Annotated in this window: 9 protein-coding genes; 3 read left to right on the top strand and 6 right to left on the bottom strand. The window is 56.3% G+C overall.

Annotated features, from left to right (window positions below):
* Window positions 1–6: 6 nt before the first annotated feature.
* The gene (locus CSK29544_RS08795) at window positions 7–1,560 is read right to left on the bottom strand and encodes a PTS transporter subunit EIIC (protein WP_029039225.1); all 1,554 of its coding nucleotides are present in this window, start codon (window positions 1,558–1,560) and stop codon (window positions 7–9) included.
* A 170-nt stretch (window positions 1,561–1,730) separates the two neighbouring features.
* Here CSK29544_RS08795 and CSK29544_RS08790 point away from each other — a divergent pair, with 170 nt between their 5' ends.
* Window positions 1,731–2,558, top strand: coding sequence for a MurR/RpiR family transcriptional regulator (locus CSK29544_RS08790; protein WP_007894510.1), 828 nt, complete (start codon window positions 1,731–1,733; stop codon window positions 2,556–2,558).
* A 322-nt stretch (window positions 2,559–2,880) separates the two neighbouring features.
* A complete protein-coding gene (locus tag CSK29544_RS08785; protein WP_007894504.1) occupies window positions 2,881–3,990 on the top strand; it encodes an SDR family oxidoreductase in 1,110 nt (369 codons plus the stop codon).
* A 50-nt stretch (window positions 3,991–4,040) separates the two neighbouring features.
* On the opposite strand, the gene eno is transcribed toward CSK29544_RS08785, so the two are convergent.
* From eno to rlmD, 5 genes are all read right to left on the bottom strand, one after another.
* The gene (gene eno, locus CSK29544_RS08780) at window positions 4,041–5,339 is read right to left on the bottom strand and encodes a phosphopyruvate hydratase (protein ID WP_004386867.1); all 1,299 of its coding nucleotides are present in this window, start codon (window positions 5,337–5,339) and stop codon (window positions 4,041–4,043) included.
* An 82-nt stretch (window positions 5,340–5,421) separates the two neighbouring features.
* Complete coding sequence (gene pyrG, locus CSK29544_RS08775; RefSeq protein ID WP_004386866.1) at window positions 5,422–7,059, bottom strand: glutamine hydrolyzing CTP synthase; 1,638 nt, start codon at window positions 7,057–7,059, stop codon at window positions 5,422–5,424.
* 225 nt (window positions 7,060–7,284) lie between these two features.
* Window positions 7,285–8,076 (bottom strand): nucleoside triphosphate pyrophosphohydrolase, encoded by a 792-nt coding sequence (gene mazG / locus CSK29544_RS08770; RefSeq protein ID WP_007894501.1) that lies wholly within the window; start codon window positions 8,074–8,076, stop codon window positions 7,285–7,287.
* Between the two features lie 100 nt (window positions 8,077–8,176).
* The gene (relA, locus tag CSK29544_RS08765; RefSeq protein ID WP_004386865.1) at window positions 8,177–10,411 is read right to left on the bottom strand and encodes a GTP diphosphokinase; all 2,235 of its coding nucleotides are present in this window, start codon (window positions 10,409–10,411) and stop codon (window positions 8,177–8,179) included.
* A 51-nt stretch (window positions 10,412–10,462) separates the two neighbouring features.
* The gene (gene rlmD / locus CSK29544_RS08760) at window positions 10,463–11,761 is read right to left on the bottom strand and encodes a 23S rRNA (uracil(1939)-C(5))-methyltransferase RlmD (RefSeq protein ID WP_029039226.1); all 1,299 of its coding nucleotides are present in this window, start codon (window positions 11,759–11,761) and stop codon (window positions 10,463–10,465) included.
* A gap of 57 nt (window positions 11,762–11,818) precedes the next feature.
* Here rlmD and barA point away from each other — a divergent pair, with 57 nt between their 5' ends.
* The gene (gene barA / locus CSK29544_RS08755) at window positions 11,819–14,578 is read left to right on the top strand and encodes a two-component sensor histidine kinase BarA (RefSeq protein ID WP_007894495.1); all 2,760 of its coding nucleotides are present in this window, start codon (window positions 11,819–11,821) and stop codon (window positions 14,576–14,578) included.
* Window positions 14,579–14,603 lie beyond the last annotated feature (25 nt).

Raw genomic sequence — 14,603 nt, 5'->3', positions numbered from 1 at the left:
TTGACCTCAGCTTAATAGCTCTTCGACTTCGTTCTTAATAATCGTGACATGCGGGCCGTAGATGACCTGCACGCCGTTGCCGCGAAGGATTACGCCGCGCGCGCCGGTCGCCTTCAGCGCGGCCTCATCGACTTTGGTTCCATCGTTCACGGTGACGCGCAACCGCGTGGCGCAGCAGTCGACCTCCTGAAGGTTCTCCCGCCCGCCGAGCCCGGCCACGACGGCCTGCGCCCGCTCGCTGTCTTTCATCGCCACGCTGTCCTGGGTTTCTTTCTCCCGGCCGGGTGTGGCGAAATCGAAACGTGTAATGAGGAAGCGGAACGTGAAGTAATAGAGGAAAAACCACGGCACGCCGACCAGCGGCACCATCAGCCAGTGCGTTTTCGCCTCGCCCTGCAACACCCCAAAGAGCATGAAATCGATAAAACCGCCTGAGAATGTCTGGCCGATAGTGATGTGCAAAATGTGCGCCAGCATAAAAGCCAGCCCATCGAAGAAGGCGTGGATGACATAGAGCACGGGCGCGACAAACAGGAAGGAGAACTCAATCGGCTCGGTGATGCCGGTGAGAAATGAGGTCAGCGCCGCAGAAAGCAGCAGACCGGCGACGCGCTTTTTATTCTCAGGCTTCGCGGTGTGGTACATCGCAAGGCACGCGCCGATCAGACCAAACATCATGGTAATGAAGCGCCCGGACATAAACCGCGATGTGCCGATATAAAACTGCTGCGTGGTCGGGTCTGCGAGCTGCGCGAAGAAAATACGCTGCGTGCCTTCCACCAACTGGCCGTTGACAATTTCGCTGCCGCCGAGCGCCGTCGTCCAGAAAGGCAGATAGAAGATATGATGCAGGCCGAACGGGCCAAGCATACGCAGGATAAAACCATACAGCAGCGTGCCGACATAACCAGTCGCCTCAACCAGCCCGCCAAGCCCGAAAATCAGCTTCTGAAAATGCGGCCAGATGACGGTCATCGCCGCGCCGACCACAATCGCCGCCAGCGCGCTGATGATGGGCACAAACCGCGAGCCGCCAAAAAAGCCCAGAAACTGCGGCAGCGCGATTTTATTAAACCGCTGATGCAGCGCGCAGGTCACAAGGCCAATCACCACGCCGCCGAAAACGCCGGTTTCCAGCGTCTGAATGCCGAGCACCATTCCCTGGCCGACCGCGCCAGGATTGCTCTGCGCGAGCTGGCCGGTCAAAGTCAGCAGCGCATTGATGGTGGCGTTCATCACCAGAAACGCCAGTAACGCGGCAAGACCGGCCGTGCCTTTATCGGTACGCGCGAGCCCCACCGCCACGCCAACGGCAAACAGCACCGAAAGATTCGCAAAGACGATCGCCCCGGCGCTGCTCATGATCGTGAAAATCGCCTGCAGCCAGCCGACATCGAGAAAAGGATACGCCGTGAGCGTGTTGGGATTGGAGAGCGCGCCACCCACGCCAAGCAACAGGCCCGCCGCCGGTAACACGGCAATCGGCAACATAAACGATTTACCAAAACGCTGCGCCTTTTCAAACCAGCGCCCTGACGATGTTCCGCTGAAAAATGCCATGGTGAATCCCCCGCCGTAATTTTGATGAAAATATTTATCACAATAAAAATATATTGTGAAAATTATCACCAATAATAGCGAAGCCGATCATACTTTTTTAAAATGGCTGGCATTGTTGGCGGGCTTTCCCGCACACTCATCGGCAGTCGTCGGTGCTTCAGGATCCTGTTATGTCTGACCATGAAAATTTACTGCTTAAGCTGCGCCAGGCGCTGTCAGGGTTTAGCCCCACACAGCGCAAACTCGGGGACTATGTGCTGAGCGACCCGGCGCGCGTGCTTTATCTCACTATCACCGAACTCGCCCGCGAGAGTGACACCAGTGAAGCCAGCGTGACGCGGCTCTGCCGCGCGCTCGGGTGCAAAGGCTATACCGAATTTAAAATGGCGCTGGCGCTGGATGTTCAGCGCGGGCAGGCACCGCGCGCGCAGAGCGGCGATGCGCTGGACGCGCTGGTGGAGGAATCGGTGCAGGCGCTGCGTGATACCGCGCAACTGCTGGATCGCGCCGTGCTGGAACAAGCCGCGCAGGCGCTGCATCAGGCGCGGTCGGTGCAGATTTACGGCGTCGCGGCGAGCGCCATTATTGGCGAATATTTGCATTACAAGCTGCTGCGCCTTGGCAAAGCGGCGCATCTGTTTAGCGATATGCACCGCGCATCGATGAACGCAACTACGCTTGGCGAAACCGATCTGGTGGTCGCCATTTCCAGCTCGGGCTCCACGCGCGACCTGCTGCATGCCGTGACGCTCGCGCGTAAGGCGGGCGCGCCGGTGCTTACGCTCAGTAATACGCCGCGCAGCCCGCTGGCATCACTAAGCAATATGCTGCTTGTGGCCGCCAAACCGGAAGGGCCGCTTAACGCCGGCGCGCTGAACGCCAAAGTGGGCGCGATGCTGCTGGTGGAGTTATTAACAGCAGGGCTGATAGCGACGGATAGCCATTACCGTGAAATCAGCCAACAAACCGCCAGCGCCACGCTGCCGTTATTGCTGTAATAAAAAGCCGTTGCAAGATGCGAATAATCTGCAACGGCTTTTTTAAATCTACAATAATGTAACCAGACGTAATTTTCGTGGAATTTTTCGGTTAAATAGTATTTTCTATTAGCCTAATAAAATCACATAAATTCAATAAGATAAATATTTTTATTATAGTGAAAGGATTTTTCCCATCATTACGATGTCATAGAAAAATGCCTCATGCGACTTTCCTTAAAATAACCTTAATTTTCCTCTTTTTCCGCCTCATTGTTATTTAAACGCCGTTTACTTTTCTGCTCCTACAATCCGCCCAATTAACCCAGGTGGAATAACAGAAATGAAGACTTTATTAATAACGGGCGTAACGGGTTTTCTGGGCGGTGCAGTATTAGAAAAAATTCTTCAGCGCACTGAAAAGATCAATTTATTGCTGCTGGTGCGTGCGCAGAACAGCGAAGCCGGACTGGCGCGCGTGCTCAGCAATATGCGCAAGTTCAACCTCAGCGAGGCACAGCTTGCGATGCTGAACACCACGCAAGTTTTATGCGGTGATTTAGGCGAGCCGGAGAGTTTTCTGCACGATACCCGCCTTGATAGCGTCACGCATGTCATTAACTGCGCGGCCGTGGCGTCGTTTGGCAACAATCCGCTTATCTGGAAAGTGAATGTTGAAGGAACCCTGGCGTTCGCCCGCCGCATGGCTGAGGTTGCAGGTTTGCAGCGCTTTCTGCATGTGGGCACGGCGATGTCCTGTACGCCTGAGCCGCATTCGCTGGTGCCTGAAAGCACCGAGTTTCGTGAAAACGCCGAGCACCTGGTGACCTATACGCATTCGAAATCGACGATTGAACAGCTGATGCGCCAGCACTGTCCGCAACTGCCGCTGGTGATCGCCCGCCCTTCTATCGTGGTTGGCCATACCCATCACGGCTGCCAGCCTTCCACCAGTATTTTCTGGGTTTTCAGCATGGGGCTGATGCTTCAGAAATTTATGTGCTCGCTGGAAGACCGCGTGGATGTGATCCCGGTAGATTATTGCGCCGCGGCGTTGCTGTTGCTGCTTGATAAAGATATCGCGCAAGGCGAAGTGGTGCATATTTCTGCCGGCGAAGAGAACAGCGTGCGTTTCGCTGACATTGATATCGCCATGGCGAAGGCCCAGGAAAAAGCGCCTATCGCGGATAACTATGCGCAGGTGAGTTATGAAACGTTAGTGAAAATGCGCCGTGAGCTGAAAACAATTTTCGGGCCGTGTAATGAGCGTCTGATGCTGAAAGCGATGCGTTTATATGGCGCGTTCGCCACGCTGAACGTGCGTTTCTCTAATGATAAGCTGCTGAAGCTCGGTATGCCGAAACCGCCGCGCTTTACCGACTATATTGCACGCTGTGTGCAGACCACGAACGGGTTGACCATTCCGCAGCAGATGGAAGTCGATTTTAAGTAAAAAAAATGCCAGTCAATCGACTGGCATTTTCACAGAGAAAGGTCGGGCGATTATGCCTGGCCTTTGATCTCTTTACGGCCGTTGTACGGTGCTTTTTCGCCCAGCGCTTCTTCGATACGAATCAGCTGGTTGTATTTAGCAACGCGGTCAGAACGGCTCATGGAACCGGTTTTGATCTGGCCTGCCGCAGTACCTACCGCCAGGTCAGCGATGGTTGCGTCTTCGGTTTCGCCAGAACGGTGAGAGATGACAGCGGTGTAGCCAGCGTCTTTCGCCATTTTGATCGCAGCCAGAGTTTCGGTCAGAGAACCGATCTGGTTGAATTTGATCAGGATGGAGTTAGCGATGCCTTTCTCGATGCCTTCTTTCAGGATTTTGGTGTTGGTAACGAACAGGTCGTCGCCCACCAGCTGGATTTTGTCGCCCAGCACTTTGGTCTGGTATGCAAAACCGTCCCAGTCAGACTCGTCCAGACCGTCTTCGATGGAAACGATCGGGTACTGTTTGGTCAGGTCTTCCAGGAAGTGGGTGAACTCTTCAGAGGTGAACGCTTTGTTGCCTTCGCCCGCCAGAACGTATTTACCGTCTTTGTAGAATTCAGACGCTGCGCAGTCCATCGCCAGGGTGATGTCTTTGCCCAGTTCGTAGCCTGCTGCTTTTACCGCTTCAGCGATAACAGCCAGAGCTTCGGCGTTAGAACCCAGGTTCGGCGCGTAGCCGCCTTCGTCACCCACAGCGGTGTTCATGCCTTTGCCTTTCAGCACTTTCGCCAGGTGATGGAAAACTTCAGAACCCATACGGATGGCTTCTTTAACGCTGGAAGCGCCAACCGGCTGGATCATGAATTCCTGGATATCAACGTTGTTGTCAGCGTGTTCGCCGCCGTTGATGATGTTCATCATCGGAACCGGCATAGAGAATTTGCCCGGAGTGCCGTTCAGTTCAGCGATGTGCTCGTACAGCGGCATGCCTTTGGAAGCAGCAGCAGCTTTAGCGTTAGCCAGAGAAACGGCCAGAATGGCGTTTGCACCGAAGTTAGATTTGTTTTCAGTACCGTCCAGATCGATCATGATCTTGTCGATACCAGCCTGATCTTTAGCATCTTTGCCAACGATAGCCTGAGCGATCGGGCCGTTAACCGCGCCAACCGCTTTGGTTACGCCTTTGCCCAGGAAACGGGATTTGTCGCCATCGCGCAGTTCCAGCGCTTCGCGGGAACCAGTGGAAGCACCTGACGGGGCAGCAGCCATACCTACGAAACCGCCTTCCAGGTGAACTTCGGCTTCAACAGTCGGGTTACCACGGGAGTCGATGATTTCACGACCGATGACTTTAACGATTTTGGACATTAGATTTTCCTCAGTACAAGTTAAACTAAAACTCCAGACAAACAACGCGCGAAATCGTCGCGCGTTGCCGTTTTAACTCTGCTTACTTCGCCTGGCGTTTCTGGTACTCGCTGGCGGCTTTTACGAAGCCTGCAAACAGCGGATGCCCGTCGCGCGGTGTGGAAGTAAATTCCGGGTGGAACTGACAAGCGACAAACCACGGATGATTCGGCACTTCGATGATCTCGACCAACTGATCATCTCCGGAACGGCCCGCAACGCGCAGGCCAGCTGCTTCAATCGGTTTCAACAACATGTTGTTGACTTCATAACGGTGACGGTGACGTTCTGTAATCACTGGCTCGCCGTACAGCTTGCGCACCAGGCTGTCATCGGACAACTGGCACTGCTGCGCGCCCAGACGCATCGTCCCGCCGAGATCGCTCTTTTCACTACGCGTCTCGACATTACCGTTTTCATCACGCCACTCGGTGATGAGCGCCACGACAGGGTACTTACAGTCTGGCACAAATTCGGTGGAGTTGGCGTTCTCCATGCCCGCAACATTGCGTGCATATTCAATCATCGCAACCTGCATACCGAGGCAGATGCCGAGGTAAGGAATGTTGTTTTCACGGGCGTAGCGCGCGGTGGCGATTTTGCCTTCCACGCCGCGATAACCGAAGCCGCCAGGGATAAGGATCGCATCCAGACCTTTCAGCAGTTCTTCGCCGCGGGTTTCTACGTCCTGCGAATCGATAAGCTTGATATTGACGGTCACGCGGTTCTTCAGGCCACCGTGTTTCAGCGCCTCGATAACCGATTTATAGGCGTCCGGCAGTTCAATGTATTTGCCGACCATACCGATAGTGACTTCGCCCGCCGGATTCGCCTCTTCATAAATAACCTGTTCCCATTCAGACAGGTTAGCTTCCGGGCAGTTCAGGCTGAATCGTTTACAAATATAATCGTCCAGCCCCTGCGATTTCAACAGGCCCGGAATTTTATAAATGGAATCGACGTCTTTCAGAGAAATGACCGCTTTTTCCGGAACGTTACAGAACAAAGCGATTTTGGCGCGTTCGTTAGCCGGAACCGCGCGATCGGAACGGCAAATCAGCACATCCGGCTGAATACCGATAGACAGCAGTTCTTTAACGGAGTGCTGGGTCGGTTTGGTTTTCACCTCACCTGCCGCCGCCATGTATGGCACCAGCGTCAGGTGCATGAACATCGTGTGTTCGCGACCCACTTCAACCGCCATCTGACGAATGGCTTCAAGGAACGGCAGGGATTCGATATCACCTACGGTGCCGCCGATTTCGACCAGTACCACGTCATGGCCTTCGCCGCCCGCAAGAATGCGTTCTTTGATAGCGTTGGTGATGTGCGGAATAACCTGAACGGTGGCGCCCAGATAGTCGCCACGGCGCTCTTTGCGCAGAACTTCAGAGTAGATACGGCCTGTCGTGAAGTTGTTGCGGCGCGTCATGCGGGTGCGGATAAAACGCTCATAGTGCCCCAGGTCCAGATCGGTTTCAGCGCCGTCTTCAGTAACGAACACTTCCCCGTGCTGGATTGGACTCATGGTGCCAGGATCGACGTTGATATACGGATCCAGTTTCATGATGGTCACGTTAAGGCCACGGGCTTCAAGAATGGCTGCGAGGGAGGCTGCGGCAATGCCTTTACCCAGAGAGGAAACGACCCCGCCGGTCACAAAAATATAGTTCGTTGTCATGCTGAACCTGAGAAGTTAGGTTTAAAGACGATGGAATAACCAGGACGGGAAAGTAGTATACCCGAACAGGACGGGGCTCACAAACTTTCATTCTGCACGAATATCCGCCGGCCTCGCCAGACCCAAGCCGGAAGAAAATAGCCCTTTTCTCAGAAATGTTTTTGACGCAAATCAAGCGCTTGTTTGAAATAAGTGTTAACAACAGGCGCTTGATGCGAAAAAACGTTAACTATCAATTTCCTGGCGTTTAACACGTTGCCAGGCCGCTTCCATTTGATCGAGGCTCGCCTGCTCCATTTCCAGGCCCTGTGCGCGAATAATCGCCTCAACCTGACGGAACCGACGCTCAAACTTGCGGTTCGCTTTTTGCAGCGCGGTCTCCGCTTTCGCCCCCAGATGGCGGGAAAGATTGACGGTCGCGAACAGCAAATCGCCGATCTCTTCTTCGAGTTTCGCCTCGTCGATAACCGCCTGCTGCGCTTCGTGCATCACTTCGTCTATCTCTTCATGCACTTTGTCGACCACCGGCCCAAGCGACGTCCAGTCAAAGCCGACCGCCGAACAGCGCTTCTGGATTTTCTGCGCGCGCATTAGCGCAGGCAGGCTTTCCGGAATATCGTCCAGCGCCGAGTGCTGCGCTTTTTCAGCGCGCTCGGCGCTCTTGGTTTTCTCCCAGTTGGCCAGCACCTCGGCGCTGTTGCCGAAATCCGCGTCGCCAAAGATATGCGGATGGCGGCGCTCAAGCTTATCGCTGATGGCGGCGCAAATGTCGTTGAAATTAAAACGCCCCTCTTCCTGCGCCATCTGGGCGTAAAACACCACCTGGAACAGCAGGTCACCCAGTTCGCCGCGCAGGTCGTCGAAATCCTCACGCGCAATGGCATCAAGCACTTCGTAGGTTTCTTCAAGGGTATATGGAGCGATGGTCGCGAAGGTTTGCTCTTTATCCCACGGGCAGCCGGTTTGCGGGTCGCGCAGACGCTTCATAATGCCGAGCAGGCGGTCGATTTGAGTCATGGAAAATCCTTATAAAACAGGCGTGGCGATATCGCCACGCGCCTCAAGCTGGAGGAAAAATAAAAGGCGGCGACGCCGTTACCGACTGCGCCGCCGCGCGTCAGCCGCCATGCAGGCGGCGCGCATCAATGACATCAGGCACCTGGTTGAGCTTACCCAGCACGCGCCCGAGAACCTGGAGGTTATAGATTTCGATTTCCATATCGATGGTCGCCAGCTGCTGACGGGTATCGCTGCGGCTGGTGACGCCAAGCACATTGACCTTTTCGTTAGCGAGGATCGTCGTGATATCACGCAAAAGGCCACTGCGGTCGTTCGCCGTTACGCGCACAATGAGCGAATAGCCTGCTGAATAGCTTTCGCCCCAGACGGCGTCAACGATACGCTCCGGCGCATGCGACTGAAGCTCCGCCAGCTGATCGCAGTCGGCGCGGTGGATGGAAATCCCGCGCCCCTGGGTGATAAAGCCGACAATATCGTCGCCAGGGATCGGCTGGCAGCAGCGGGCGATATGGTGCATCAGATTACCCACGCCTTCGACGACAACGCGGCCATTATCTCGTGTGTTTCTCCCCTGCGGCGTATAGGTTTTTTGCTGCAACTGGCGCAGCGCTGCGGCGTCCTGCTCTTCCGCGCTGGGCTTGTTGAACTGCGCCTGGAGGAAATTCACCATCTGGTTAAGGCGAATATCGCCGCCGCCAATCGCCGCCAGCAGCTCATCGACTTCATTGAAGTTGTAGCGCGGCAACAGGTGTTTTTCGGCCTCTTTCAGGCTGATGCCGAGATGCGCCAGCTCGTCGTCGAGGATCTGGCGACCAGCGATGATGTTTTTATCGCGATCCTGTTTGCGGAACCAGGCGTGAATTTTCGCGCGCGCGCGGCTGGTGCCAACGTAGCCGAGGTTCGGGTTCAGCCAGTCGCGGCTTGGGTTTGGCTGCTTCTGGGTGATGATTTCAATCTGATCGCCCATTTGCAGCTGGTAAGTAAACGGCACGATCCTGCCGCCGATTTTCGCGCCGATGCACCGGTGCCCGACATCGCTGTGAATGTGATAGGCAAAATCAAGCGGCGTGGAGCCTGCGGGCAGATCGACGACATCGCCTTTCGGGGTAAACACGTAAACGCGGTCGTCAAACACCTGGCTTCGCAGCTCATCGAGCATCTCGCCGGAATCAGCCATCTCTTCCTGCCAGGCGATGAGTTTACGCAGCCAGGCGATACGGTCTTCGTGACCGTTACGCACGCCGCTTGCCGCGCCTTCTTTGTACTTCCAGTGCGCCGCCACGCCGAGTTCAGCGTCTTCGTGCATCTGTTTGGTGCGGATCTGAATTTCCACGGTTTTGCCGCCAGGGCCTAGCACCACGGTATGAATGGACTGGTAGCCGTTGGGTTTCGGGTTGGCGACATAATCATCGAACTCATCCGGCAGGTGGCGATAGTGCGTGTGAACTATCCCGAGCGCGGCGTAGCAGTCCTGAAGGCGTTCCGCGACAATGCGCACGGCGCGCACGTCGAAGAGTTCATCAAACGCCAGATGCTTTTTCTGCATCTTGCGCCAGATGCTGTAGATATGTTTCGGACGCCCGTAAACCTCTGCCTTAACGCCCTCTTCTTTCATGGCGGTGCGCAGATGCGTCACAAACTCGTCAATATAGTGCTCGCGGTCGATGCGTCGCTCATGCAGCAGCTTTGCGATGCGCTTGTATTCTTCGGGGTGCAGATAGCGGAAGCAGAAATCTTCCAGCTCCCACTTGAGCTGGCCGATGCCAAGACGGTTCGCCAGCGGCGCATAGATGTTGGTGCACTCTTTCGCCGCCAGTACGCGTTCATCTTCCGGCGCGTCTTTCACTTCGCGCAGGTGCGCGATGCGCTCCGCAAGTTTTATCACCACGCAGCGGAAATCATCGACCATTGCCAGCAGCATGCGGCGCACGTTATCGACCTGTTCAGAAGAGACAGAGTCGTGATGCGTGGCTTTAAGCTGGCGAATGGCGGCCATATCGCGCACGCCGTGGATTAACCCGACAACGGATTTACCCACGCTCTCTTTGAGCACCTCTTCGCTAACCACGCCGCCATCCACCAGCGGGAAGAGCAGCGCGGCGCGCAGCGTATCGATATCCATACTGAGCGTGGTGAGGATTTCGACCATCTCCACACCGCGCCAGAGCAGAAGATCCGCCTGAGGATGGCCCTGAGTCTGCTGCTCGCAATAGCGCCAGGTTTCGGTTAAGCGTTCACACGACGGCTGACTGGCGATGCCGAGGCTCGCCACCCATTTTTCATGGTCAAATTCGCCAGCTTTATTAAGATGTGCACTTCTTACCGCAACCATCGTCCTCTCCTTTCGGGACAGCCTGCCCGCACCGCGCGGTGGCCTGACTACTTAATCTCTTTCAAATAACGCCATCGATTCCAGATGGCCAGTGTGTGGAAACATATCCAGCATCGCCAGCCGTACCGTGCGATAGCCCGCCGCGAGCAGCGTCTCACTGTCACGCATCAGCGTGGCAGGGTTACAGGAGACATAGACCACCCGACGCGGTTTTAATTTCACAATATGTTGCATCACGCCCGCCGCGCCCGCACGCGCGGGATCGAGCAGCACTTTGTCGAACCCTTGCTGCGCCCACGGCTGGCGGGTGACGTCTTCTTCCAGGTTATGCTGAAAGAAAGTGACATTTTTCAACGCGTTAAGACCGGCATTATAGTCGCCTTTCTCCACCAGCGCCCCAACGCCCTCAACGCCCACCACGCTTTCCGCGCGCCGGGCCAGCGGCAGCGTAAAGTTACCCATGCCGCAGAAGAGATCCAGCACCCGCTCGCCGGGCTGAATCTCCAGCCATTCCAGCGCGCGGGCCACCATCTGCTGATTTACAGCATCGTTGACCTGAATAAAATCGCGCGGGCTGAAGGTAAGCCGCAGGCCGTCGGATTCATACCACGGCATCTCGCCATTAAGGTGCTCAAGGGTATCGCTCTGTGGCGCAAGGTACAGCGCCACGCCTTCGGAATGCGAAAAGCATTCCAGTTTTTCGCGATCGGCGGCGCTTAGCGGCTTGAGATGACGCAAGACCATCAGCGGACCGCTGGTAACATCTACCAGTTCGATATGGCCAAGATGACGAACGCCATCAAGGCTGCTCAGGCAGTCGCGAAGTTTCGGCAGCAACGCCTCAAGACGGGGCACAAGCACAGGGCAGCGATGCACATCCACCAGATCGTTTGAGCCCGCCTTGCGAAAACCCATCTGTAAGCCTGGTTTGCGCGGCATGAAATTCAAGCTCAGACGCGCCCGGCGGCGGTAGCCCCACGCAGGCCCGCTGATGACCTCATCGACCTCGCGCTTCATCATGCGGCTCAGCGCCTGCGCCTTGCTGCGCTGCTGTAGCGCCACGCTGGCGTGCTGTTGCTGGCAGCCGCCGCATACGCCAAAATGCGGACACCGCGGCGTCTCGCGCTCGGGGCTTTCTGAAAGCCGCTTTTTCACGTCGCCGCGGGCGAACTGTTTTTTATCTTCGCTGAGCACCACTTCCGCGCGCTCGCCTGGCAGTAGACCGGCGATGAACAACGCCTTACCGTGGTGGCGCGCCACGCCCTGCCCGAAGGCATCGAGGCCGTCGGCCGTCACGGTTATGATTTCACGCGTCGTCACGCGTCGCTTTGCAGAGTAGAATTGCGCCATCGCCAGGAAATTTCTCACATAAACTGAATGTCGCTGATTGTCCCATAACGGAACCCCATGACCAACTACAGCCTGCGGGCGCGGATGATGATTCTTATCCTGGCGCCCACCTTTATCATCGGCCTGCTGCTCAGCGTTTTTTTCGTTGTGCACCGCTATCATGATTTGCAGCGTCAGCTGGAAGACGCCGGTGCCAGTATTATCGAGCCGCTCGCGGTCGCCAGCGAATATGGCATGAGCCTGCAAAATAAGGAGTCGGTGCGCCAGCTGGTCAGCGTACTGCATCGTCGGCATTCAGAAATTGTACGCGCCATTTCGGTTTACGATCGGCACAATAAGCTGTTTGTCATCTCCAATTATCAGCTTGACCCTTCCGAACTGCAGCTTCCTGACGGCGCATCCATGCCGACCGGGCTTAGCGTGACTCGCCGCGACGACATGCTGATTTTGCGCACGCCCGTGGTCTCCGAGCGCTATTCTCCTGATGAGTCTGAAATCTCTGAGGCCAAGCTCAGCACTAACCCGCTGGGCTATGTCGCGCTGGAGCTTGATTTGAAATCAGTGCGACTGCAGCAGTACCAGGAGATCGCGATTTCGCTGCTGATGATGCTGATTTGCATGGCCTGCGCGGTGCTGTTCGCCTGGCGTCTGATGCGCGACGTCACCGCGCCTATCCGCAATATGGTTAATACCGTCGACCGCATTCGCCGCGGCCAGCTCGACAGCCGCGTGGAAGGCTTTATGCTGGGCGAGCTGGATATGCTGAAAAACGGCATCAACTCGATGGCGATGTCGCTTGCCGCTTATCATGAAGAGATGCAGCACAATATCGACCAGGCAACGTCTGATCTTCGTGAAACGCTGGAGCAGATGGAAATTCAGAACGTCGAGCTGGATCTGGCGAAAAAACGCGCCCAGGAAGCGGCGCGCATCAAGTCTGAATTCCTTGCCAATATGTCTCACGAGCTGCGCACGCCGCTGAACGGCGTGATTGGCTTTACCCGCCTGACGCTGAAAACTGACCTCACGCCCACCCAACGCGATCATCTTAATACCATCGAGCGCTCGGCGAATAACCTGCTCAGCATTATCAATGACGTGCTGGATTTCTCGAAGCTTGAGGCCGGGAAACTGCTGCTGGAGAGCATTCCGTTCCCGCTGCGCAGTACGCTGGATGAAGTGGTCACGCTGCTCGCGCACTCCGCGCATGATAAAGGGCTGGAGCTGACCATCAGCGTGCGCCACGACGTACCGGACAATGTCATTGGCGACCCGCTGCGTCTTCAGCAGGTGATTACGAATCTGGTGGGTAACGCGATTAAATTTACCGACCACGGCAATATTGACATCGTGGTTGAGAAGCGCGCTATCAGTAACAACAAGGTGCAGATCGAGGTGCAAATCCGCGATACCGGCATCGGCATTCCGGAGCGCGATCAGTCGCGTCTGTTCCAGGCGTTTCGCCAGGCCGACGCCAGCATTTCACGCCGCCACGGCGGCACCGGGCTTGGGCTGGTGATCACCCAGAAGCTGGTGAACGAAATGGGCGGCGATATCTCCTTCCACAGCCAACCGCATCGCGGCTCGACGTTCTGGTTCCATATCAGCCTTGATCTCAACCCGAACGCGCTGGTGGACCGCCACGCCACCGATATGCTGGCGGGAATGCGCCTGGCGTATGTTGAGAAGAACGAAGCCGCGGCGAAAAGCACACGCGATTTGCTGGCCAATACGCCGCTGACGGTCGTCTACAGCCCCGATCTGGCGTCACTGCCGCAGGCGCATTACGACATTTTGCTGTACGCCGCGCCCGTTACGGATCGCGAGCCGCTGTCGATGCGCCACGATCAGCTGGCCCGCGCGGCGACGTTCACCGATTGCCTGATCCTCGCGCTGCCGTGCCACGCCCAAATTAACGCTGAGATGCTGAAAAAAGAGGGGGCCAGCGCCTGCCTGCTGAAACCAGTGACCGCCACGCGATTAATGCCGCTGTTGCTGGAGCACTGCCGGCTCATTCACGCCCGTGAGCTGCCGGAAGGCGATCAAAGCCGGATGCCGATGACGGTGATGGCCGTGGACGATAACCCGGCCAACCTGAAGCTTATCGGCGCGCTGCTTGAAGATATGGTTCAGCATGTGGTGCTGTGCGAAAGCGGGCATCAGGCGGTGGAGCGCGCCATGCTGCAGCCGTTCGACATTATTCTGATGGATATCCAGATGCCGGATATGGACGGCATTCACGCCTGCGAGCTTATCCGCCAACTGCCGCAACAGCAGCATACGCCGATTATCGCGGTCACGGCGCATGCCATGTCGGGGCAGAAGGAAAAGCTGCTCAGCGCCGGGATGAACGACTATCTGGCGAAACCCATTGAAGAAGAGAAACTGCGCGCCATGCTGCTGCGTTATCAGCCCGGCTACGCCGTGCCGGTTGTGGCAAGTGTACCCGCGATAGCGCCCCCCGCGGTGAAGGCTGACGCCACGCTCGACTGGAGTCTGGCCCTGCGACAGGCCGCCAATAAACCCGATCTGGCGCGCGATATGCTGCACATGCTGCTGGCGTTTTTACCGGAAGTTCGCAACCGCGTGGAAGAACAGCTGGTCGGTGAAAACCCGGAAGGGCTGACCGATCTTATCCATAAACTGCACGGGAGCTGCGGCTACAGCGGCGTGCCGCGTCTGAAAAACCTCTGCCAGCTGATTGAACAGCAGTTGCGCAGCGGCGTTCCCGCAAGCGACCTGGAGCCGGAGTTGCTGGAATTGCTGGATGAAATGGATAACGTGGCGCGTGAAGCGCAGCGGATCTCCGGGATATAAACCGCGTCGGCGCACAAAGCGCCGA

This window comes from Cronobacter sakazakii, from assembly GCF_000982825.1.
Taxonomy (GTDB): domain Bacteria; phylum Pseudomonadota; class Gammaproteobacteria; order Enterobacterales; family Enterobacteriaceae; genus Cronobacter; species Cronobacter sakazakii.
The sequence above is the reverse complement of the archived record's forward strand: the minus strand, read 5'-3'. Positions and strand labels throughout refer to the sequence as shown.